Source organism: Gluconobacter sp. P5H9_a (assembly GCF_018812085.1).
GTDB lineage: Bacteria > Pseudomonadota > Alphaproteobacteria > Acetobacterales > Acetobacteraceae > Gluconobacter.
Genome location: NZ_JACRVW010000079.1, coordinates 1 through 529 on the forward strand (window position 1 = coordinate 1; position 529 = coordinate 529).

Sequence of the window (529 nt, forward strand, 5' to 3'; positions counted from 1 at the left end):
GGTGAGCACGCACTGTCCGCATGAAGTTCCGGGCCGCCTGCGCCACCTGCTGGAGTGCCGACAGAACGATCTCATATGCGTTCGATGTCCGCACCCGCTTCCCAAGCTGGCGATCATACTGATAGCGGGGCGTGTGCTTCACGATGCCGAGCGCATAGGCCCGATTCAGAGCATTGATAACCGTCCGGCGGCTGGCGCCTGCCTTCTCTGCCATTGCTTCGTGACTAGGGAACATAGCCCCATCGTCCCCCATGAACTCCGGCAGAACCGCCAGCGCATGTGCTTCCCCAAGAGTCAGCTTACCTTCCGACCGGAAACGACGAAGCATGKCCTGAAACCGGCGGATAATCTGCCATTTTGTCATGGGACGGGAGGTCTTGGAAGTAATGGCCACTGTCTATCCKCACTCGGACTGGCCATCTTCTCTTGAGGGGAACCCCGGAAACGGGTTATCGTTCACCTCGGAAAGCTGACCCGTCCACGGCTACTGGCGGGTTAAGCGGAAAGGTCGGAGTTCGCTGCTCCGGCC

The 529-nt window shown here is 59.8% G+C and carries 1 protein-coding gene; it reads right to left on the reverse strand.

The genetic code is table 11. The features are described 5' to 3' along the window. Positions 1-394: helix-turn-helix domain-containing protein (locus KP708_RS15565; RefSeq protein ID WP_215757267.1), on the reverse strand; the 394-nt coding region annotated here is incomplete at its 3' end. Positions 395-529: the final 135 nt, after the last annotated feature.